This is a genomic window from Novimethylophilus sp. (assembly GCF_036504375.1).
Lineage (GTDB): Bacteria > Pseudomonadota > Gammaproteobacteria > Burkholderiales > Methylophilaceae > Novimethylophilus.
Window position 1 is genome coordinate 1 of the sequence record NZ_DASXVH010000016.1, and the last position, 20619, is coordinate 20619.

Genomic DNA, 20619 nt, shown 5'->3' on the forward strand with positions numbered 1-20619 from the left:
CATCCGGCTGGTCGTCATGGATATGGATTCGACGCTGATTTGTATCGAATGCATAGACGAAATCGCCGATATGTACGGGCTCAAGCCGCAGGTGGCGGAAATTACCGCCAGCGCGATGCGCGGTGAAATCGAATTCGCCGAGAGCCTGCGCCGTCGTGTCGCCTTGTTGCAAGGCCTGAACCAAGGCGCGCTGCAGCGAGTTTACGACGAGCGGCTGCGGCTTAACCCCGGTGCGGAATTCATGTTGGGCGAACTGAAAAAAAATGGTATCCGCACCCTGCTGGTTTCCGGCGGTTTCACTTTCTTTACCGATCGCCTCAAACAGCGGCTGGGGCTGGACTACACGCAGGCAAATACGCTGGAAATTGTCGATGGCCAACTTACCGGCAAGGCGCTCGGCACTATTCTGGACGCGCAAGGCAAGGCCGACAGCCTGAACCTGGTACGCCAAGAGCTCGGGTTATCCAAGGAGCAGGTCGTCGCCATCGGCGATGGCGCCAACGATCTCAAGATGATGGCGGCGGCCGGTGCCGGCATCGCCTATCATGCCAAGCCGGTGGTCCAGGCACAGGCCACTTACGCCTTGAATCATGTAGGGCTGGAGGGCGTGATCAACCTGTTGCGCCGGCCATAATCCCACTCATTCCCAAAAAACAGGGCGCCTCAGCGCCCTGTTCTGTGCTTCCGATAGTTTCAGCTATTTGCCGTTAACCTTAACCGGCACGTATAGCGTACTGTCGCCGCGCAGCACCAGTAGTGCAACTGTTTTTCCTGTAGCCACACTGTCGATCAGCTTGTTGAACTGCTCGATACCTTGCACCTCGTTGTTGTTGACCGCCAGCACGACATCTCCGCGGCGAATGCCGGCTAGGGCCGCGCTACCTTGAGCGTTAATCACCAGCAGGCCGTTTTTTCCTCCCAGTTTTTTCTTCTGCTGCGGATTGAGCTCGCGCAGCTGCAAGCCGAGACGATTGGATTCGACTTTTGCCGGACCGCGCGACGCGCGCGCTTCTTCCTTTTCATCCGGCATTTCACCGACCTTGACGGAGAGATTACGTGTCGCGCCCTTGCGCAACACTTCCACCGTCACTTCCTTGCCCGATTTTGTTACGCCCACGATCCGCGGCAGGTCGGAAGATGTAACAACCGGCTTGCCGTCAAAACGCAGGATGACATCACCCGGCTCCAGTCCGGCCTTTTCCGCCGGGCTGCCTTTTTCGACCCCGGCCACCAGCGCGCCGTTGGTATTTTTCATGCCGAACGATTCGGCAAGTTCCTTGGTGATTTCCTGGATACCGATGCCCAGCCAACCGCGGGATACCTTGCCGCTGGCCTTGAGCTGGCTGGTCACTTCCAGCGCAACGTCGATCGGAATCGCGAACGAAAGCCCCATGTAGCCGCCGGAACGGCTGAAAATCTGCGAATTGATGCCGACCACCTCGCCCTTCATATTGAACAGCGGTCCGCCGGAATTGCCCGGATTGATGGCCACATCGGTCTGGATGAAAGGCACGTAATTTTCCTGCGGCAACGCACGCCCCTTGGCGCTGACAATACCGGCAGTCACGGTATTTTCCAGGCCGAACGGCGAGCCGATGGCTACCACCCACTCGCCCACCTTAAGCTGGTTGGCATCACCCAGCGCAACTTTAGGCAATCCACTGGCTTCGATTTTGAGCAAGGCCACATCGGAACGTGGGTCCGAGCCGATGATCCTGGCCTTGAATTCGCGCCTGTCAGTCAGTTTGACGATGACTTCGTCGGCATCGTTCACCACATGCGCATTGGTCAGCACATAGCCGTCGGCGCTGAGAATGAAGCCGGACCCGAGCGATTGCGTTTTGTAATCCTGCCCGCCGCCCTGCCCGCCCGGCGGCGCGAAACGGCGGAAGAACTCGTAGAAAGGATCATCCTCCGGCAAATTGGGGAAAGGCATCTGCATTCCCGGCCCGCCGCCATGCACGGTCTGCACCGTGCTGATATTGACTACGGCCGAGCCATGCTTTTCCACCAGCTCGGTAAAATCCGGCAACTCTTTGGCAATGACGTTGGTAGTGAAAGAAAGCAGAATGGCGCCCAGCGCCAGAATTTTACGTATCATAAGATCACCTTGAACAATGACGAATGGAAATGGATTCCGCACGGCGCAGCATCACCGGTTGATATCGTCCGTCCTGCTGCCTGCTGCCGGTATGGAATCGCAGCCAGGCCAACCCCGCTATCAAGCCGGTTATTGCGCCAGCCACCGCGTATAGATCGCCGGTTGCGCGCGAAGTTGCAAACATGGCGCCAAACAGACCGCCCGCGCAGATCAGTATCAAGGGCAAAAGGTATGCAGCGATCGACCCGGCCAGCAAGGCGCCCTCCTGCACACCGATAATGACATGCTCCCCGACTTTCGCCTGCAGCGCGTTTGCAGCTGAAATGCTGCCGCGCGAACGGCTGAATAGCCGGCCCCATAAAGAAACGCCGCAACCCCGGGTCGCGCCGCATAATCCGCAAGGACTGCTGCGCTCGATTTCGAGATGTGCGCGCTCGCCTTCCACGCTTACCACTACCGCCTGTTCTTCGATCATTTGCGAAACGTAACTCCGTTGGATATTTGAGTAACCGTGACAGGGGGCACCTCACCCACAACCACAATCTGGTGACCGTCATGTACGCTGACCAGCACATTGGTCGCCCCCTGGCTGAAACTACCGACCATGGGTAGCACACCCCCGTGCCCCACCGGTTCGACAAATAAGGATACCGAGGCGAAGCCATCCCAGAACACCAGATGATTTACCGGAAAAGCCTTGCCGGGAACGTTGCGCCGGACCTGTTCCGTCTTGCGAAACCCGGGCGGCATATGGGTGACGGCCCAGCCTTCATCCTGCGATGACGCAGGAGTAACAGTCTCTTCCGGCGCCATGACATAAGTCTTGCCGCGCGTAACGTCGGGACGGAACCAGTCGTTATCGACCGTATTCACCAGCATCAACTGGCTGAACGCAACCTGCTCGATGACATCATCCTTGTCACTCAAAAAAGCCATTTTCAGCAACAGCCCGGACTCGCGGTCTATCCATATCTTGCAGCGATACCGATATTTATCGCGCGGCTCCAGCATGACCAGCTGCCCCTCGTGGCCGCCCACACGTTCGGCGCCGCCGAGATGGATCTGGTAGTTGGCCTTGATGTCTGCCGACAGTTTGGGCAGTACGGCAGGAAAACTGCTCTGCAAACGACGCTTGTCCACCATGATCTTTTCGCTTTTGGGCTGGTAAATCACGACATCGTTGCCCTGCCTCAGCATTTCGCGAGGCACGCCGTCAAGCACGACCACGCGGGCAAACTCGCCGTTGGGACCATAATTCATATGCGTAATCTGCATTGAGCTTACGTTCGCGCCCGACTGGTAAACAAATACTCCCTTGTAATTGAGCCGATGGGCTGCCTGACCGGCCTTGTCTATCATCAGCCATGGATCAGCCTGTTCGTTTCCCCATGCGGAAACGGAAAGCCATAGAAAAAAGAGCAGCGATGTGCGAATCAATTGGGATAAGTGAATCAATTGCCGGATTCCGCGTAGGTCGCAGACTTGATGTCGTATGCATGCTGCATACCATTGCTCGGCGCATATTCGTGGTGTGCCAGCATGTAATTATTCAGGGCCTCGGGGGCCATCGTATTTTGCGCAATCGACGGCTGGGGCATTTCAGGCTGCACGGCCACGCCCTGGGATTGCCATACCACCCAGCCGACGAAGGCCACGGCGGCAGCGGAGGCCACCATCGGAACCATATACGGCAGCTGCAGCATATCGCGCAATCGGCGGCGCGGCGCCAATACTGCCGGTTCAGATTCGAGAGATCGCATGATCCGGGCATACAGCCCGGTTTGCATTCGCAAGTCCCCGCGCATGGCATCTCCGATCAGGTGGTAAGTGAACCAGCATTTGCACGCTTCGTCGCTCTTGCATAATGCAGTGTACAGATGGGGATTCGCTTCCAGATCCACCTCTCCATCCATCAATGCGGATAGCTGTTCTTTCATTTTACCTTCTCCTGTCTTACCATCTCTTGTCTCGCGGGGTGTCCAGCAAGGGGCGTAAACGTTCGGCTATGGATTCGCGCGCGCGGAATATGCGGGATCGCACCGTGCCGATCGGGCAATCCATCATGGTGGCAATCTCGTCGTAGCTCAACCCTTCGATTTCACGCAGCACGATAGCTGTCCGCAAATCCTCCGGCAAAGCATCTATCGCCGACTGCACTGTTTTGGCAATTTCCTGCGTCATCAGTTCAGTCTCAGGAGTATCCATGGTGCGCAGTTCGTTGCCGTCCTCGAAGTTCTCCGCGTCGTCGACTTCAATCTCGTTGGAAGTCTGCGGACGCCGCCCCATCGACACCAGATAATTTTTGGCAGTATTGATGCCGATGCGGTACAACCAGGTATAAAACGCACTTTCTCCGCGGAAATTGGGCAGCGCGCGATAAGCCTTGATGAAGGCTTCCTGCACCACGTCTTCCACCTCCGCCTGGTCGCGGATGAAGCGGGAGAGCAACCGGCCCAGCTTGCGCCGGTATTTGTCCACCAGCAGCCCGAAAGCCTGCTTGTCTCCATGTTGTACCCGCTCTACCAGTTGCTGATCAATGTCGCGATCGCTCGCCAAGAGCGTCTCCCTGTATGGCTTGTTATGATCAGCCAAGTATACCGCGCAACCACCCCTGTACGCAGCTAAGAGACAACGTTAAACTGGGGATGGTTCAATTGTTACGGCGAGTTCGATTTTGCGTAAATTTGATGTTCTTATCATCGGTAGCGGCCTGGCAGGCTTGACGCTGGCGCTGCATCTGGCTCCCACGCGCAGCGTATGCCTGGTTACCAAGCGCGAATTGAACGACAGCGCCAGCCATTGGGCGCAAGGCGGCATAGCAGCGGTATTGGCCGATGACGACACCATCGAAGAGCACATCCGCGACACTCTGATCGCCGGGGCCGGCCTGTGCGACCCCGAGGTCACGCGCTTCGTCGTCGAGCACAGCAAGCAAACCGTGCAATGGCTGATCGATCAGGGCGTGCCCTTCACGCGCGAAGACGACAACAGCGGTTTCCACCTGACGCGCGAAGGCGGCCACAGCCGGCGCCGCATTATCCATGCGGCCGACGCCACCGGCCATGCGGTACAGGAAACGCTGGCAGAAAAAGTGCGGCAGCATCCCAATATCACGCTGCTGGAAAATCACATTGCGGTTGACCTTATTACCGCAAAAAAACATGACAGGCGCAACAACCGCTGCCTGGGTGCTTATATTCTCGACCAGCAGCACGGCAAGGTGGTTACGATCGGCGCCCAGAATACCGTTCTGGCCACCGGCGGCGCCGGCAAGGTCTATCTCTACACCACCAACCCCGACGTGGCCACCGGCGACGGCGTGGCGATGGGCTGGCGCGCCGGCTGCCGGGTGGCGAACATGGAGTTCGTGCAGTTCCACCCCACCTGCCTCTACCACCCGCAGGCCAAATCGTTCCTGATTACCGAAGCCGTGCGCGGCGAAGGCGGGTTGCTCAAGCTGCCGGACGGTTCGCGCTTCATGCAGGACCACGACGAACGCGCCGAACTCGCCCCGCGCGACGTGGTCGCCCGCGCCATCGACTACGAAATGAAGAAACGCGGGATAGATTGCGTTTACCTGGACATCTCCCATCGTCCGGCGGATTTCATACTCTCACACTTCCCCACGATTTATCGCCGCTGCTTCGAACTGGGGATAGACATCACCAAACAGCCCATCCCCGTCGTGCCGGCCGCCCATTACACCTGCGGCGGGCTGATGACGGACATGAACAGCCGTACCGATCTGCCGCATCTTTACGCGATCGGCGAAACCGCCTGCACCGGCCTGCACGGCGCCAACCGGCTGGCCTCGAATTCATTGCTGGAATGCATGGTATTCGCGCAATCCACCGCGCTGGATATTCTGGCGCAGCGCAAACTCGAATTGCCGGAACTACCCGATTGGGACGAAAGCCGGGTGACGGACGCCGACGAGGAAGTCGTCATCACCCATAACTGGAGCGAGTTGCGCCGCTTCATGTGGAATTATGTCGGCATCGTACGCACCAGCAAGCGCCTGGCGCGCGCGCTGCACCGCATCAACCTGCTGCGCGACGAAGTGCACGAGTTCTACAGCAATTTCCGCATCAACGGCAACCTGATCGAGCTGCGGAACCTGCTGCAAGTGGCGGAACTGATCGTGAAAAGCGCGATGGAACGCCAGGAAAGCCGCGGCCTGCACTACAGCAAGGACTATCCGGAAATGCTGCCCGACGCAATCCCCACCGTGCTCGAACCATCGAACTATTACACCCTGCTCGATCACATGCACGGGCACAAGCATCGTCACCACAAATAAAAACAGCCGGCTAGCCGGCTGATTCTGGTTGATTCGCCGCTGAATCAAACCTGCATATTCATCACATCCTGATAAGCCGCCACCAGCTTGTTGCGCACCTGCACCATGGTCTGGAAGGAAATACTGGCTTTCTGCAGCGAAATCATCACGTCCTGGACGTTGGCATCGGGCTTGCCCAACTGAAAATCCTGGGCCAGCTTGTCCGAGGTTTGCTGGGCATTGTTGACCTGGTCGATGGCACCCTTCAGCGCATCGGCAAAATTTGCCGCCCCTTCCGCCGGCGCAGCCTCGCTGTTGCCGCCCGCAATTGCGGCGGCGGCATTCATCTGGGTCAGTAGCTGGTCTATGCCTTTAGTATCCATCGCGTTTCTCTACAGTTGAACCGATTATAGACTTTCATCTGAAAATTTCACCTGATATTTAATAAGCAATTCCCGGGCCAGATTAGAGCCTGGCTCTTACTTGCCTTCCCGATACTGCTGCAGCTTGTGCCTCAGCGTACGCTCGCTCATGCCGAGCTTTTGCGCCGCCAGCTTGCGCGAGCCGTTGACCGACTCCAGCGCGTTCATGATATGCGCCCTTTCCAGCGATTTAAGATCGTTGACCGCTGCAACCGGCTCCGCCATGGCGGTTGCAGATGCCGAAGAAGCGGTTGCAGGTTGCGCCGGCAAATGCAGATGCTGCGGCAATATGCTGTCGCCAGAGGCCAAGATGACGGCGCGCTGCACGACATTCTCCATTTCCCGCACATTGCCGGGCCAGGCATATTGCAGCATCGCCCGCTCCGCATCGTCGGAAAAGCGCAGCGTCCCCCGCCCCATCGCAGCAGTCATTGCCCCCAGGAAATGGCGTGCCAGCGGCGGGATGTCCTGCCTGCGCTCGCGCAATGGTGCGATGTGCAGCGGAAACACGTTGATGCGGTAATACAGGTCTTCGCGGAAGCCGCCCTTGACAATCTCGGCTTTGACATCGCGATTGGAGGTAGCGAGTATGCGCACGTCCAGCGCAATGGTTTTTTGCCCCCCTACGCGCTCCACCTCGCGCTCCTGCAGCACGCGCAACAGCTTGGACTGCAGCGCCAGCGGCATCTCGGTAATCTCGTCCAGCAGCAGCGTGCCGCTTTGTGCCTGCTCGAACTTGCCGGCCTGCGCCTGCGCGGCGCCGGTGAAAGCGCCCTTTTCATAGCCGAACATGGTGGCTTCCAGCAAATTATCGGGAATGGCCGCGCAGTTGACCGCAACGAAAGGTTTATCGGCCCGCGACGAATGCTGATGGATAAAGCGCGCCAGCACTTCCTTGCCGGTGCCGGATTCGCCGGTGATCAACACCGTAGCCGGCGTGTCGGCCACCCTGGAAGCCATGCCGTAAAGACCGCTGCTGGCCGGATCATCGATAATCGCGCCGCGCTCGCCCGAAAAACTTGCCGGCAGCATCCAGCGTGCCGCCCGGGCAAGCAGCTCATCGACTTCGAACGGCTTGACCAGGTAATCGCAGGCGCCCTCGCGCATCGCTTCCACCGCCTGCGCGATGACGCCGTAAGCCGTCATCAGCAATACCGGCAAATGCGGCCAGCGGGACTTGATCTCGTGCAGCAGCTCAAGCCCGGTCATATTGGGCATCTGCACATCGGTAATGATCAGGCCCACTGCATTGGCCTTGAGTATCTCCAATGCCTGTTCGCCGTCATTGGCGGTCAGCACCCGATAGCGGGACAGCTCCAAGGTATCGAGCAGCGCCTCGCGCAGCGTTACGTCGTCTTCGACGATCAGGATGGGAAGTCTTTTCATGGCTTGATGATGGGAAATCGCAGACAGAATTCGCTGCCTTCATTTTCTGTGGATTTTACCGTAACCTCGCCGCCGTGAATTTGCGTCACTTCGCGCACGATGGCGAGCCCCAGGCCGGTGCCTTCGGTGCGCGTGGTAAAAAACGGCTCGAATAACCGCTCCTGCACTGTCTGCGGGATACCGCGTCCGGTATCGGTTACCCTAAAAATCACCCAGCCGCCGGCATCTGTTTTGGCAGACAGGCTAACGCGGCCATGCGTTCTGCATGCCTGCATCGCATTGGCCAGCAAATTATTCAAGGCCCCGGCCAGCGCTTCGCGGCTGCCCAGCAGGCAGGCCCCGGCGCTTGCGTCACGCACCTCGAAATGCATTTCATGCTGGGCCATCTGCGGCTCCATGACCTGCTGCACTTCGCCGAGCAGACTGGCTACGGTGATTGTTTCCTGGGCGCTGCGGCCGCCGCGCACGAACACCAGCATATCCTTGATCAGATTCTCCAGGTGGCGCAACCGGCCCAGCGCCTTATCGGAAAAACGCATGCGGTCTTCCGCCGCAAGACTGTCATTTGCCAGATGAGAGGTATAGAGCAAAGCGGCGGCAAGCGGCGTCCGTAACTGGTGCGCCAATGCTGCGGCCATTTCGCCCATCGCCGAGAGCCTTTTATGACGCTGCAACTGGGCTTCCATCATGTAAGCATCAGTGACATCCTGCAGCAGCAAAATTTCCCCATTACCGCTTTCGCGAGCGCTGGCCGAAATACTGATACGCCTCTCGCTGTTTTTCAGCATCCATTCGCCAGGCACCGGGGTGAGCGCCAGCGTACGCTCGACCACTTCGCCCCAGCGCTCTCCGGCCACGGGCGACCCCAGCAGGCGCAACGCGGCCGGATTGGCCTCTTCCACGCTGCCCGCCACATCCAGCACCACCACCCCTCCCGGAAGCGCGGACAGCAAGTGCGCGAGGCGCTGCGACAGCGCCTCTTTTTCTTCGTATTGGCGGCGCAATTCGCCGTTGGCTACGGCCAGCTCCTGAGTGAGCTGCTCCACCTTGACCTGCAACTCGGCATAAGCGCTGGTCAACTGCTCGGAGACTTGATTGAACAGTGCGAAAGCCTGTTGCAGCTCCTGCGGCGATGATGGAGGGCGTGAATGACTGGGCATCATCATTTATATTTAAATTGCATATTCAAATTGCGACCAAGCTAAAGTATAGTGGCATGCTGTCGTTGTTACCTATTGATTTTTCATAAAGGCACGCAAGCATAATGTTCAACTTTGGCAAATCCAAAGAGCTTGGTCAGCTGCAGGCTCACATCGCCAGGCTGGAATCCGAAAATCAGCAATTGGCTGCAAAATGCGATGCGCTCGTCTCCGCCAAGGCTGCCGCCGATGAAGCACTCGTTCAAACACAACGCAAGATCACGCTGCATCAGCGCATGTTCGAAAGCCTCACCTCGTTCGGAAGCTCATTTTCCGAATTCCAGAAGTCTCTTTTCATCCTGGCGTCCCGCCTCAAGAATGAGCAAGCCCACGCCGTCGAAGCCGCGCGCAATTCAGGTTCCAGCCGGGCCTCGATGGAGCAGATTGCCAACAATCTGCAGACCATGTCGCAAAAGACCCAGGAAACGGCGTATAGCGTCGACGGGCTCAACCAGCGCGCGGAACAGATCGGCGGCATCATTCAACTGATCAAGGAAATTGCCGACCAGACCAATCTGCTCGCGCTCAATGCGGCCATTGAAGCCGCTCGCGCCGGAGAACAGGGGCGTGGCTTCGCGGTGGTTGCCGATGAAGTGCGCAAGCTGGCCGAACGTACGGCCCAGGCCACCAATGAAATCTCCGCACTGGTATCCAGCATTCAACAGGAAACCTTGCGGGCTAAAAACCAGATGGTGGCCAATTCGAGCGACGCACAACGCTTCAGCCAGGACGGGCTGGCCGCATCCACCAATATGGAAACACTGCTGGGTATTGCGCATGAGCTTGAAGGCGCCATTTCGGTAAGCTCGTTGCGCAGCTTTATCGAAGTAGCCAAGGTAGATCACCTGATTTTCAAGTTCGAGGTGTACAAGATATTCATGGGCGTATCCGATAAGCAGTCCAGCGACTTTGCCAGCCATACCGGCTGCCGGCTCGGGAAATGGTATTACGAAGGCGAAGGAAAACAATGCTTTTCCAAGCTTTCCGGATACAAGGAAGTGGAAAATCCACATATCAATGTCCACCGCCACGGCAAGGATGCGCTGGACCATTTTTACAGCGGAAACCTGGAACTCGCAATCGACGAACTGGGAAATATGGAAACCGCCAGTATGCAAGTGCTGGAGCAGCTAGACCATATCGCGCTTAGCGGCGAGGGCGACCATTCCCTCTTATGCCTTTCCAGTGCATAATTGGCGCATATCAATGCACTCTCTTGGCAAAGAGCCGAAAAATAACGGAGCCTCAAGATGTCCGAACTGCTAAAGCGCATTGACGCGCGCACCAAGCTCGCCGGCTCGAACAAGCTGGAAATGCTGTTATTCTCCCTCGGCACGGACGAACGCACGGGGCGCGAAGAAACCTTCGGCATCAATGTCTTCAAAGTGCGCGAAGTCATGCGCATTCCGAAAATCACGCATGCCCCGGACATGCCGCCTTCGGTCGAAGGCATGGTCAGCCTGCGCGGCGTGCTGGTGCCGGTGGTAGATCTCATCAAATACGTCGGCATCCAGAATGCCAAGCCGCCGCAAATCATGATCGTGACCGAATACAACGGCCACACCCAGGGCTTCCTGGTGGAAAGCGTAGATACCATTTTGCGCATCGACTGGTCGGCGATGAAAGTGCCCCCGGAAATGCTGACCGCACAGATGGGCGGCCTTATTACCGCCGTCACCGAACTCAAGGACGGCCGCATCGTGATGATGATGGATGTAGAAAAAATCCTCGCCGAGACTTCGAGTTATGTCGACGATGCTGCCATCTCGTCGCTCAAGCCAATCCCGGTCGCGGGAAGAACCATTTTTTTCACCGACGATTCGGTAGTGGCGCGCAAACAGATCGAAAAAACCCTGTCGGCACTCGACGTCAATTACATTTCAGCCACCAACGGCAAGGAAGCCTGGCATGAACTGCAGAAAATCGCCAACCGCGCGGATGCGCTCGGCCAGAAAGTCACCGACGTCCTGCAACTGATCCTGACCGACGTAGAAATGCCCGAAATGGATGGCTATGTGCTGACCCGCAACATTAAAAGCGACCCGCGTTTCGCCGGCATTCCGGTATTGATGCACTCCTCGCTCTCTAGCGACGCCAATGCGCACCTCGGCCGCTCCGTCGGCGTAGACGAGTACGTACCTAAATTCGAACCCCACAAACTGGCTGAAGTCCTGACGCGCCTGCTGGTGACGAAACCGGGCGCTTAAGTTTCATGGAGCGATGAGCACTATGTCAGAACCAAACACGAATCTGCTGGACGATATTGACGCCCGCACCAAGCTGGCAGGCTCCAACAAGATGGAGATCCTGCTTTTCTCGCTGGGCACTCATGAAATCTTCGGCATCAACGTATTCAAGGTACGGGAAGTCACCCATACGCCCCATGTCACCAAGACGCCGAATGTACCGACGGGAGTGGAGGGATTTATATCGTTGCGCGGCAATATCATTCCGGTGATATCGCTGATCAATTTCATCAATCTGGGCGGCCAGCATGACTGCAGCAACGCCACCCTGATCGTGACCGAATTCAGCCGTCATACCCAGGGCTTCCTGGTCCATAGCGTAGACCGCATTATCCGCGTCGATTGGGACAAGGTGAAACCGCCGCAGAATATGCTGGGCGGCAATGAAGGCGTCATCACTGCGATTACCGAACTGCCTGACGGTCGCTTGGTTTCCATTCTGGATGTAGAGCAACTGCTGGCCCTGGCCATAGGCGAAGACGTCATCCCGGAAATCGCCGCGATCGAGTCCGACGACGAGCGCTTTATCTTCTTCGCCGACGATTCTTCGGTCGCGCGCAAAGCCATCGTGGGGGTGCTCGATCGCATGGGCGTCAAGCATCAGCAAGCCGGCAATGGCCACGAGGCGTGGGAAAAACTCAAATCTCTGGCGGCACGCGCCCAACAGGATGGCCGCCCGCTGCATGATTCTTTGCGGCTGATCCTGACCGATGCGGAAATGCCGGAAATGGATGGTTATGTGCTGACCAAGAACATCAAGGCAGATCGGCGTTTCGAGGGCATTCCGGTGGTGATGCACTCGTCGCTCTCGTCTCAGGCCAACCGCAATATGGGATTGCAGGCGGGCGTGGATACCTATGTGCCTAAATTCGATCCGCTTGTTCTGGTGGATACATTGCGCCCCCTGCTCGCATAACATAATTTTTAGTTGAACGCCCATGGAGCAACTGAATGTCTGACAAGAACATGAAATTTCTGGTAGTGGACGATTTCTCGACCATGCGCCGGATCGTACGCAACCTGCTGAAAGAATTGGGTTTTACCAATGTCGACGAAGCCGAGGATGGAGTCGTGGCGCTGCAAAAACTGAAGGGCGGCAACTTCGAATTTGTCGTCAGCGACTGGAACATGCCCAACATGACGGGCATCGACCTGTTGAAGGCCATACGCGCCGATGCCGAACTCAAGCACCTACCGGTCATGATGGTCACCGCCGAGGCCAAGAAGGAAAACATTATCGCAGCGGCACAGGCCGGCGCGAATGGGTATGTAGTCAAGCCTTTCACCGCGGCAACGCTGGAAGAAAAACTCAACAAGGTTTTTGAAAAACTGGGCATTTGAGGAGCATGATGTGAGTACGGAATCAGGAGATTCAGCAGAACTCGAAGCGCTGTTCGACAGCATTGCCAGCGCCAACGAACCGGAACCGCCTCCGCCGCCCAAGGCCGCAACTCCCGCACCGGCGGCTCCTGCCGAAAAATCCGCCGGAAAGGAGGCTGCGGCCGACGTTTATTCCCAGGTCGGCCACCTGACGCGCCAGTTGCACGACACGCTGCGCGAACTCGGTTACGACCGTTCGATCGAAAAAGCGGTAGGCAAGATGCCGGACGCACGCGACCGCCTCAATTACATTTCCACCCTGACCGAGCAGGCCGCGGTCAAGACGCTTAATGCCACCGAAGTGGCCAAGCCGCTGCAAGAATCGCTGGAAGCCAGTGCCAAGCAATTGTCCGCCCGCTGGCAACAGCTGATGAACGGACAGCTGAGCGTTGACGAGTTCAAGCAACTGGTCGGTCAAACCCGCGAGCATTTGCAGGATGTTCCGCTCAAGACCAAGGCCACCAATGCGCAATTGATGGATATCGTCATGGCGCAGGACTTCCAGGATTTGACCGGACAAGTCATCAAAAAGCTCGCCGACACCGTGCAACAGCTCGAGAACCAGCTGCTGCAGATGCTGATCGCGAGCGCCTCGGAAGAAAAAAAGAAGGAAATGGGCGAGTCTTTGCTCAACGGGCCGGTCGTCAATGCCGAAGGCCGCACCGATGTCGTTACCAGCCAGGCCCAGGTCGACGATCTGCTGGAAAGCCTGGGATTTTAGCCGCAACCCTAACCCATAGACGCCCGTCGCTTAAGGAAAGATCATGAGTGATTTCGCCGGCATGGAAGACATGCTGCAAGATTTCCTGACAGAAGCCTCCGATCTGTTGTCAGGGGTCGACAACAAACTGGTGGAGCTGGAAAAACATCCTGACGATCACGACCTGCTTAACGAGATTTTCCGCGGGTTTCATACGATCAAGGGTGGTGCGGGCTTTCTCAATGCCAATGAAATGGTGGCCTTGTGCCATCGCACCGAAAACCTGTTCGACAAGCTGCGCAACGGCGAACTGAAGCTTAACCCGGCCATTATGGACGTGATTCTGGCGGCTACAGGCATCGTGCGCGACATGTTCGGCGAGCTATCCCAGCAGCATCAGCCATCCCCGGCCGCCCCGTCCATTCTGTCCGCTCTGGATGCCGTGCTGTCCGGCCAGGCCGCCACGCCGGCGGCCGCACCCAAGCCAACCAGCCAGGCGCAGGCATTGCTCACGCCGGAGTCTCCCGCCATGCCCGACAGCGGCGGGCCGGACTGGAATGCATTGTATCAAGGCCTCCTAGGCGAGGCTGCCGCACCGGCTGCCGTCACGCCCAGCGAGCATATCCCTGCCGCAGCGGCACCGGCTGAAGCGCCGACGCTCGGTGCGACGATTGCTCCGGCCCGCCAAGCGCCCAAAGGCGCCACCTCGCCAGCCGCTTCAGCCGCTACCAAGGACACGTCGATACGTGTCGACACCGCCCGCCTCGACCAGGTACTCAACCTCTCCGGCGAAATCGGGCTGACCAAAAATCGCCTGACATGTATCCGTACCGCGATGATGCAGGGCAAGATGGATCACGAGAGCATCAAGGATCTGGATGAAGCGGTCAGCCAGCTCGACCTGCTGGTCGGCGATTTGCAGAATGCGGTGATGAAAACCCGCATGCAGCCGATCGGCAGGCTGTTCCAGAAGTATCCGCGCCTGGCGCGCGATCTGGCGCGCCAGTTGGGCAAGGACGTCGAACTGGTACTGTCCGGCGAAGACACCGAAATCGACAAGACCATGATCGAGGATTTGAACGATCCGCTGGTGCATTTGATCCGCAATGCCGTAGACCATGGCGTGGACAGCCCCGAAGAGCGGGTGGCTGCGGGCAAGCCGGCCAAGAGCCTGATCCACCTGGTAGCGGAACAGATCGGCGACCACATCGTCATCGAAATCACCGATGACGGCCGCGGCATTCGACCGGATGTCATCCGCAGCAAGGCGATGGAAAAAGGCCTGATAGACGCCGAAACCGCCAATACGCTGGATGAGCGCCAAAGCTTGCAGCTGATATTTCTGCCGGGATTCTCTACCAAGGACCAGATTTCCGACGTATCCGGACGCGGCGTCGGCATGGATGTGGTGAAGACCAATATCCAGCGCTTGAACGGCCGCGTCGATGTCACGTCAGTAGTCGGCCAGGGCTCCAGCTTCCGTATTCTGCTGCCGCTCACGCTGGCGATCCTGCCGGTACTAATGGTGCGGCTGGGCGAGCAGCCTTTCGCGGTACCGCTGTCCATGGTGCGCGAAATTATTCCCATCCATTCCGAGGACGTGCAGCGCGTTTCCGGCAGAGCCACCATGGTCGTGCGCGAAGAAGTGCTGCCGATCCGCACCCTGGCCAGCCTGATAGGCTGGGAGCAGAAAACCGTTCCCGCCTTCGGTGTGCTCATGCAGTCGGGCGACAGCACGTTCATTATGGCCATCGACAGTTTTATCGGGCAGGCCGATGTCGTCATCAAGTCGCTGCTGGACATCAAGCCCAGAGGCATTGCCGGAGCCACTCTCACCGGCGATGGCGCCATTGTGCTGGTGCTGGATATGGATGAACTGCTCAGAATGCAAACGCAGGAAACCAAAGCCGCCCTGTTTGCCTGAAAGTCGCCTCTAGGTCAGGGATAACTTTTTGCGACATGTTATCTCCCAATGCGAAGGCAGTGAATTGCAACAGTCGGGGCTATCGGCGAGAAAACTCGAAAAATAAGCATAAACAAACGTCATCCGCGCACAGTTTCTCTACAAGCAGGTAACCAATGCAGCAGAATCAAGCTTTTATCGGACGCCAGCCCATACTCGACGCGGATCAGCAAATCGCCGCGTACGAGTTGCTGTTTCGCCATGACAACAGTATTGATGACGCCGCCATCGAGCACGATGTGCAGCCCTGGGTGGAAATACTGCTCGGGACGCGCGATGGCGCCGAAACTCAATGGATGCTGGGCGACAAGCAGGCCTTTATTCGAGTCACCCCCCCAGCGCTGCTGGGCTCAGCGATGGAACAGCTGCCCGCTGCGCGCATGGTACTCGAACTGCTGCCTGGTCTGCAGGCCGATGCGGCGCTGATACAACGGATCAAGACCTTGCGGGAACAAGGGTTCCGCATCTCGCTTAGCACCATTGAGGATGCAGGCCTGCTGGCGCTGCTACCGCACACGGACTATGTCAAACTAGACCTGAACAAGCTGGGAGTCGACAAAGCCCTGGCATTATTCGGCAAATTGAAGGGTCGCCCGGTCAAAGCCATTGCCGCCAAGGTGGAAACCCGCCATGACTTCGAAGCCTGCCAGCAGGCCGGATTCACGCTGTTCCAGGGCTTCTACTTCATGCATCCGGAAACGTTGGCCGCCAAGGTGATTCATCCGTCCTATGCGGTCGTGCTGGAAATCCTCAACATGGTTTCGCGCAAGGCCGAGATCAGGGAAATTGAAACCGCTTTCAAGCACGATGTCGCGTTGTCGTTCAAGCTGCTGCGCTACATCAATTCCGTGGGCTTCGGGCTCTCCAGCGAGATCCAGTCCATACGCCACGCGATCACCATACTCGGTTACGATCAGCTTTACCGCTGGCTGACCTTGCTCATGGTCACCGCCGGCGAAAGCACTTCGCCTCCCGCATTGATGAAGACCGCCATCACCCGCGGTCGCATTACCGAACTGCTAGGCGCCGGTTACCTGAACAAGCGCGAACGCGACGACTTGTTCATCGTCGGCGTGTTCTCGCTGCTGGACGCGATGCTGGAAATGCCGATGGAACAAGCATTGGACAAGCTCAACCTGCCGGATGCGGTCACCGAAGCGCTGCTGAAAAGAAGCGGCGTCTATGGGCCTTTCCTGCAACTCGCCGAAGCCTGCGAAGGTAGCGATGCAGAAAAAATCCGCGTTCTGGCAGAATCCCTGGTCATGGATCCGGAAATGATCAACAAATGCCATATCGATGCGCTGTCATGGACAGAAGGACTGGGTATTTAATTGGTTAGGTGGCTGCGATGAACCACGAACAATCTCTCGCCTATATGCACAATCTCCTGCGCATGATGCTGGAGAAGAAGGCTTCCGACCTGTTCATTTCCGCTGACTTTCCGCCAGCGATGAAGATAGATGGCAAGATGACGCCGGTGGCTCCGCAGAAGCTCACCCCGACTCATACCAAAGCCTTTGCCTATGCGCTGATGAACGAGAAGCAGCGCGCCGGCTTCGAACAGGAAAAAGAGTGCAATTTCGCCATCGCCCCCAAGGATATCGGACGCTTCCGCGTCAACGTATTCGTGCAGCAAGAGCATGTAGGCATGGTGCTGCGTACCATCACCACCAAGATTCCCAACTTCGACGAGATGGGGCTGCCGCCGCAGTTGAAGGACGTGATGATGAGCAAGCGCGGCCTCATCATCCTCGTCGGCGGTACCGGCTCCGGCAAATCCACCACGCTGGCGGCATTGATCGACTACCGCAACGAGCACTCCCATGGGCACATCATTACCATCGAAGACCCGGTCGAATACGTGCACCCCAGCAAGAGCTGCCTGATCACGCACCGCGAGGTCGGCCGCGACACGCTGGACTGGTTTCCGGCGCTGAAAAACACGTTGCGGCAGGCGCCCGACGTGATCCTGATCGGCGAAATCCGCGACCGCGAAACCATGGAGTTCGCGCTCAATTTCGCCGAAACCGGCCATTTGTGCATGGCCACGCTGCACGCCAACAGCGCCAACCAGGCACTGGACCGCATTCTCAACTTCTTCCCGGAAGAGCGCCACCAACAGCTGCACATGGATTTGTCGCTCAACCTGCGCGCCTTCGTTTCGCAGCGCCTGGTACCAAAAAAGGGTGGCGGCCGCTGCGCCGCGATCGAGATCCTGCTCAACTCGCCGCTGATCGCCGACCTGATTCTGAAAGGCGAAACCAGCATGGTGAAGGAAGCCATGGCGAAATCGGTCGAAATGGGCATGCAAACCTTCGACCAGGCGCTGTTCAGCCTGTGCGAGGAAGGCCGCATCACCGAAGAAGACGCGCTGCGCAACGCCGACTCCATCAACGAACTGCGCCTCAGGTTCAAGCTGCACAGCAAGGATTCCAAAGTCAGGGATGCCACCGACCGCATCGCCCACCTGTCGCTGCACGAAGATGAACCCGAAGAAGAAGAGGCCGCGGCGCTCGCCGGCGACGTGGCACCTGTCACTCCTGTAAAACCGGTTTAGAGCTTGTTCCAGTTGGATACCGTTCTGCTGCTGGCCGCCATCGTCGCGGCATGGTTATGGCTGGATAGCCTGCACAAGCGCGACATTGCCGTCGCTGCCGGCAAGCAGGCGGCGCAGCGCTATGGCCTGCAGTTTCTCGACGACACCGTTGCCTTCACCCACCTGTGGGTGGGCAGGGATGACGTGGGGCGGCTACAGCTGCGGCGGACTTACGACTTCGAGGTAAGCGGCACCGGAGCCGACCGCCTGCCATGCAGCATCACGCTGCTGGGCAGGCGCGTGGTCGCGCTGGACATTCCTCCGCACCGGGATAACGTCGTTTCGCTGCATTGAACCCAAACTCCGACCGAAGCGATATGGCCGGCACAGCAAAGATCTATCGCGGCCGCTTCGCCCCCTCCCCCAGCGGGCCGCTGCACTTCGGTTCGCTGGTAGCCGCAGTCGGCAGTTTTCTTGAAGCCAGAACTCATGGTGGACAATGGCTGCTGCGCATGGAAGATATCGATCCGCCGCGCGAACAGCCGGGAGCGGCTGCGCTCATCCTGCAAACCTTGGAAGCTTATGGCTTTGAATGGGACGGCCCCGTGCTGTACCAGAGCACCCGCAGCGCAGCCTACGAATCAGTCCTTTCCACGCTGCGCGAACATGGCATGCTCTACCCCTGCGCCTGCAGCCGCAAAGAAGTGGCCGACTCCGCCTTGCGCGGCATCGAAGGGCCGGTTTATGCCGGCACCTGCCGCAACGGCCTGCATGGGCGCGAGATACGCGCCTGGAGGGTCAGAACCGACGCGGCGGAAATTGCTTTCGAGGACGCATTGCAAGGGCGACAGGCACAGGTGCTGCAACGCGACATCGGCGATTTCATCCTCAAGCGCGCGGACGGCCTGTACGCCTATCAGCTGGCGGTAGTCATCGACGACGCTTTTCAGGGCATCACCCATATTGTCCGCGGCTCCGACCTGCTGGATTCCACCCCGCGCCAAATTTACCTGCAGCACCGGCTGGATCTGCCTACGCCACATTACGCCCACTTGCCGGTCGCAGTGAATGCGCAAGGCGAGAAACTGAGCAAACAGACGCTTGCGCTGCCGCTGGATACCACGCGGCCTGCCGCGGCACTATGGCACGCGCTGGCATTCCTGCACCAGCAACCGCCGGCGGGCCTGATGCGTGCGCCTGTTGCCGAACTCTGGGCCTGGGCGTTGCGGCATTGGCAAGCTGCGCATATTCCGCAGGTCAAAACGCTTCCGGCGCCGGACATTGTGTAGAATCTTCGCCGTCAGTTTACAGGGCTTCCCTTGCACGCATCATGCAACACTTCGGCGCAGGATTTTCCCGAGTAGACGCCATTGGCGGCGCCTGAATGAAATGACGCAGGATGTTATGATGACGCATGGTTCATCTCGGGAATATGTCATTTTGCAAGACGCTTTACACCGTTTTTTGTTCGAAAACGCCCCGATTCGCGGCGAGCATGTGCATTTGGGCGATACCTGGCGCACCATTCTGAAGCATCATGAGTATCCAGCCGTATTGCGCAATACGCTGGGCGAACTTATGGCTGCGGCAGCACTGCTAGCCGCCACGCTCAAGCTGAAGGGTTCGCTGATTCTGCAGGTACAGGGAAACGGTCCGGTTTCCTTGCTGGTGGTGGAATGCAATGGTGATCTTGGTATGCGGGCCACCGCAAAATGGAAGGGCGACTTGCCTCAAGGCGGCCTGGCCGAACTCGTCGGTGACGGCCGTTTTGCCATCACGCTCGACCCCAGGGACGGCAGCCAGACCTACCAGGGCATCGTTGCGCTCGAAGGTCGCAGCATCGCCGAAATATTGCAGAATTACATGATGCGTTCCGAGCAGTTGGAGACCCGGTTATGGCTTGCCGCGGACGAGGATCACGCTGGCGGCATGCTGTTGCAGAAAATGCCGGACAAGCCGGAGCAGGACACGGATGCCTGGAATCGCCTGGGACAGCTTGCGGATACGACAAAGCCGGACGAATTGCTGGAATTATCCGCAGAAACCATATTGCACCGGCTGTTTCATGAAGAGGACGTCCGGCTGTTTGCCCCCCAGCCCGTTACATTTCATTGCCGATGTTCGCGCGCGGGCGTTGCCAATATGCTGAAAATATTAGGCCGCGAAGAAGTCGCCGGCATCCTGGATGAACGTGGCACGATAGAAGTGTGCTGCGAATTCTGCAACCAGCAATACCACTTCGATGCGGTCGACACCGAAGAGGTGTTTTCCTCAGGCATTATCGCTCCCGGTACCGACAGCCGGCATTGAGCCGCCTACATCGGCGGGCATCCCGAGTGGCTTGAAGGTCGGCAATAGCCTGTGCATTTTGATTGTTCTCTCATGGGGGAAAAATTGGCGCTTACCG

General features: G+C 58.0%; 21 protein-coding genes and 1 pseudogene. 14 read left to right on the top strand and 8 right to left on the bottom strand.

Features of this window, described 5'->3' with window-relative positions; translation table 11 throughout:
- Window positions 1–634, top strand: a 634-nt coding sequence (gene serB / locus VGK14_RS01365) for a phosphoserine phosphatase SerB (protein WP_331507118.1), incomplete at its 5' end; no start/stop codon positions are given.
- Between the two features lie 63 nt (window positions 635–697).
- Here the strand turns inward: serB and VGK14_RS01370 are convergent.
- The 5 genes from VGK14_RS01370 to rpoE are packed head-to-tail and all read right to left on the bottom strand — an operon-like array spanning window position 698 to window position 4657.
- Complete coding sequence (locus VGK14_RS01370; protein WP_331507120.1) at window positions 698–2101, bottom strand: DegQ family serine endoprotease; 1404 nt, start codon at window positions 2099–2101, stop codon at window positions 698–700.
- 4 nt (window positions 2102–2105) lie between these two features.
- The gene (locus VGK14_RS01375; RefSeq protein WP_331507121.1) at window positions 2106–2576 is read right to left on the bottom strand and encodes a SoxR reducing system RseC family protein; all 471 of its coding nucleotides are present in this window, start codon (window positions 2574–2576) and stop codon (window positions 2106–2108) included.
- On the bottom strand, window positions 2573–3556 hold the full coding sequence (locus tag VGK14_RS01380) for a MucB/RseB C-terminal domain-containing protein (protein ID WP_414691691.1): 984 nt from the start codon (window positions 3554–3556) through the stop codon (window positions 2573–2575). The genes VGK14_RS01375 and VGK14_RS01380 overlap by 4 nt, the downstream gene beginning before the upstream one ends.
- A complete protein-coding gene (locus VGK14_RS01385; protein WP_331507122.1) occupies window positions 3553–4038 on the bottom strand; it encodes a sigma-E factor negative regulatory protein in 486 nt (161 codons plus the stop codon). Before VGK14_RS01385 ends, VGK14_RS01380 begins: the two co-directional genes overlap by 4 nt.
- Before the next feature lie 16 nt (window positions 4039–4054).
- Window positions 4055–4657: an RNA polymerase sigma factor RpoE gene (rpoE, locus tag VGK14_RS01390; protein WP_331507123.1), complete on the bottom strand. Its 603-nt coding sequence runs from the start codon at window positions 4655–4657 to the stop codon at window positions 4055–4057.
- A gap of 118 nt (window positions 4658–4775) precedes the next feature.
- Here rpoE and nadB point away from each other — a divergent pair, with 118 nt between their 5' ends.
- A complete protein-coding gene (gene nadB, locus VGK14_RS01395) occupies window positions 4776–6401 on the top strand; it encodes an L-aspartate oxidase (RefSeq protein ID WP_331507124.1) in 1626 nt (541 codons plus the stop codon).
- 44 nt (window positions 6402–6445) lie between these two features.
- On the opposite strand, the gene fliE is transcribed toward nadB, so the two are convergent.
- The 3 genes from fliE to VGK14_RS01410 form a co-directional block, all read right to left on the bottom strand.
- Window positions 6446–6763, bottom strand: a complete 318-nt coding sequence (gene fliE / locus VGK14_RS01400) for a flagellar hook-basal body complex protein FliE (RefSeq protein WP_331507125.1) — start codon at window positions 6761–6763, stop codon at window positions 6446–6448.
- Window positions 6764–6859: 96 nt separating this feature from the next.
- Window positions 6860–8188, bottom strand: a complete 1329-nt coding sequence (locus tag VGK14_RS01405; RefSeq protein WP_331507127.1) for a sigma-54 dependent transcriptional regulator — start codon at window positions 8186–8188, stop codon at window positions 6860–6862.
- On the bottom strand, window positions 8185–9354 hold the full coding sequence (locus VGK14_RS01410; protein WP_331507128.1) for a sensor histidine kinase: 1170 nt from the start codon (window positions 9352–9354) through the stop codon (window positions 8185–8187). The genes VGK14_RS01405 and VGK14_RS01410 overlap by 4 nt, the downstream gene beginning before the upstream one ends.
- Before the next feature lie 488 nt (window positions 9355–9842).
- Here VGK14_RS01410 and VGK14_RS14615 point away from each other — a divergent pair.
- The 12 genes and pseudogenes from VGK14_RS14615 to hslO form a co-directional block, all read left to right on the top strand.
- Window positions 9843–10074: pseudogene (locus tag VGK14_RS14615) on the top strand (methyl-accepting chemotaxis protein); the annotation flags it as partial.
- A 65-nt stretch (window positions 10075–10139) separates the two neighbouring features.
- Complete coding sequence (locus VGK14_RS14620) at window positions 10140–10580, top strand: CZB domain-containing protein (protein ID WP_414691692.1); 441 nt, start codon at window positions 10140–10142, stop codon at window positions 10578–10580.
- A 57-nt stretch (window positions 10581–10637) separates the two neighbouring features.
- The gene (locus VGK14_RS01420; protein WP_331507132.1) at window positions 10638–11594 is read left to right on the top strand and encodes a chemotaxis protein; all 957 of its coding nucleotides are present in this window, start codon (window positions 10638–10640) and stop codon (window positions 11592–11594) included.
- A gap of 22 nt (window positions 11595–11616) precedes the next feature.
- Entirely contained in the window at window positions 11617–12549 is a 933-nt protein-coding gene (locus VGK14_RS01425) for a chemotaxis protein (protein WP_331507133.1), read from the top strand.
- A 35-nt stretch (window positions 12550–12584) separates the two neighbouring features.
- Window positions 12585–12974, top strand: coding sequence for a chemotaxis response regulator CheY (gene cheY / locus VGK14_RS01430; protein ID WP_331507135.1), 390 nt, complete (start codon window positions 12585–12587; stop codon window positions 12972–12974).
- A 10-nt stretch (window positions 12975–12984) separates the two neighbouring features.
- On the top strand, window positions 12985–13734 hold the full coding sequence (cheZ, locus tag VGK14_RS01435; RefSeq protein WP_331507137.1) for a protein phosphatase CheZ: 750 nt from the start codon (window positions 12985–12987) through the stop codon (window positions 13732–13734).
- Between the two features lie 43 nt (window positions 13735–13777).
- Complete coding sequence (locus tag VGK14_RS01440; RefSeq protein WP_331507138.1) at window positions 13778–15637, top strand: chemotaxis protein CheA; 1860 nt, start codon at window positions 13778–13780, stop codon at window positions 15635–15637.
- Window positions 15638–15792: 155 nt separating this feature from the next.
- A complete protein-coding gene (locus VGK14_RS01445) occupies window positions 15793–17007 on the top strand; it encodes an EAL and HDOD domain-containing protein (RefSeq protein ID WP_331507139.1) in 1215 nt (404 codons plus the stop codon).
- Window positions 17008–17024: 17 nt separating this feature from the next.
- Window positions 17025–18233 carry a PilT/PilU family type 4a pilus ATPase gene (locus VGK14_RS01450; RefSeq protein WP_331507142.1) on the top strand — a complete coding sequence of 403 codons (1209 nt, stop codon included), beginning with the start codon at window positions 17025–17027 and terminating at the stop codon, window positions 18231–18233.
- A gap of 3 nt (window positions 18234–18236) precedes the next feature.
- Window positions 18237–18566: a DUF3301 domain-containing protein gene (locus tag VGK14_RS01455; RefSeq protein WP_331507143.1), complete on the top strand. Its 330-nt coding sequence runs from the start codon at window positions 18237–18239 to the stop codon at window positions 18564–18566.
- A 23-nt stretch (window positions 18567–18589) separates the two neighbouring features.
- A complete protein-coding gene (gene gluQRS / locus VGK14_RS01460) occupies window positions 18590–19501 on the top strand; it encodes a tRNA glutamyl-Q(34) synthetase GluQRS (RefSeq protein WP_331507144.1) in 912 nt (303 codons plus the stop codon).
- A gap of 118 nt (window positions 19502–19619) precedes the next feature.
- Window positions 19620–20522, top strand: a complete 903-nt coding sequence (gene hslO, locus VGK14_RS01465; RefSeq protein ID WP_331507155.1) for an Hsp33 family molecular chaperone HslO — start codon at window positions 19620–19622, stop codon at window positions 20520–20522.
- Window positions 20523–20619: the final 97 nt, after the last annotated feature.

Bases quoted from the DNA above. Each gene is read 5' to 3' on its own strand.
- VGK14_RS01370 (WP_331507120.1), bottom strand. From the start codon at position 2,101: ATGATACGTAAAATTCTGGCGCTGGGCGCCATTCTGCTTTCTTTCACT.
- VGK14_RS01375 (WP_331507121.1), bottom strand. From the start codon at position 2,576: ATGATCGAAGAACAGGCGGTAGTGGTAAGCGTGGAAGGCGAGCGCGCA.
- VGK14_RS01385 (WP_331507122.1), bottom strand. From the start codon at position 4,038: ATGAAAGAACAGCTATCCGCATTGATGGATGGAGAGGTGGATCTGGAA.
- fliE (WP_331507125.1), bottom strand. From the start codon at position 6,763: ATGGATACTAAAGGCATAGACCAGCTACTGACCCAGATGAATGCCGCC.
- VGK14_RS01405 (WP_331507127.1), bottom strand. From the start codon at position 8,188: ATGAAAAGACTTCCCATCCTGATCGTCGAAGACGACGTAACGCTGCGC.
- VGK14_RS01410 (WP_331507128.1), bottom strand. From the start codon at position 9,354: ATGATGATGCCCAGTCATTCACGCCCTCCATCATCGCCGCAGGAGCTG.
- VGK14_RS14620 (WP_414691692.1), top strand. From the start codon at position 10,140: ATGGAAACACTGCTGGGTATTGCGCATGAGCTTGAAGGCGCCATTTCG.
- VGK14_RS01420 (WP_331507132.1), top strand. From the start codon at position 10,638: ATGTCCGAACTGCTAAAGCGCATTGACGCGCGCACCAAGCTCGCCGGC.
- VGK14_RS01425 (WP_331507133.1), top strand. From the start codon at position 11,617: ATGTCAGAACCAAACACGAATCTGCTGGACGATATTGACGCCCGCACC.
- cheY (WP_331507135.1), top strand. From the start codon at position 12,585: ATGTCTGACAAGAACATGAAATTTCTGGTAGTGGACGATTTCTCGACC.
- VGK14_RS01440 (WP_331507138.1), top strand. From the start codon at position 13,778: ATGAGTGATTTCGCCGGCATGGAAGACATGCTGCAAGATTTCCTGACA.
- VGK14_RS01445 (WP_331507139.1), top strand. From the start codon at position 15,793: ATGCAGCAGAATCAAGCTTTTATCGGACGCCAGCCCATACTCGACGCG.
- VGK14_RS01450 (WP_331507142.1), top strand. From the start codon at position 17,025: ATGAACCACGAACAATCTCTCGCCTATATGCACAATCTCCTGCGCATG.
- gluQRS (WP_331507144.1), top strand. From the start codon at position 18,590: ATGGCCGGCACAGCAAAGATCTATCGCGGCCGCTTCGCCCCCTCCCCC.
- hslO (WP_331507155.1), top strand. From the start codon at position 19,620: ATGACGCATGGTTCATCTCGGGAATATGTCATTTTGCAAGACGCTTTA.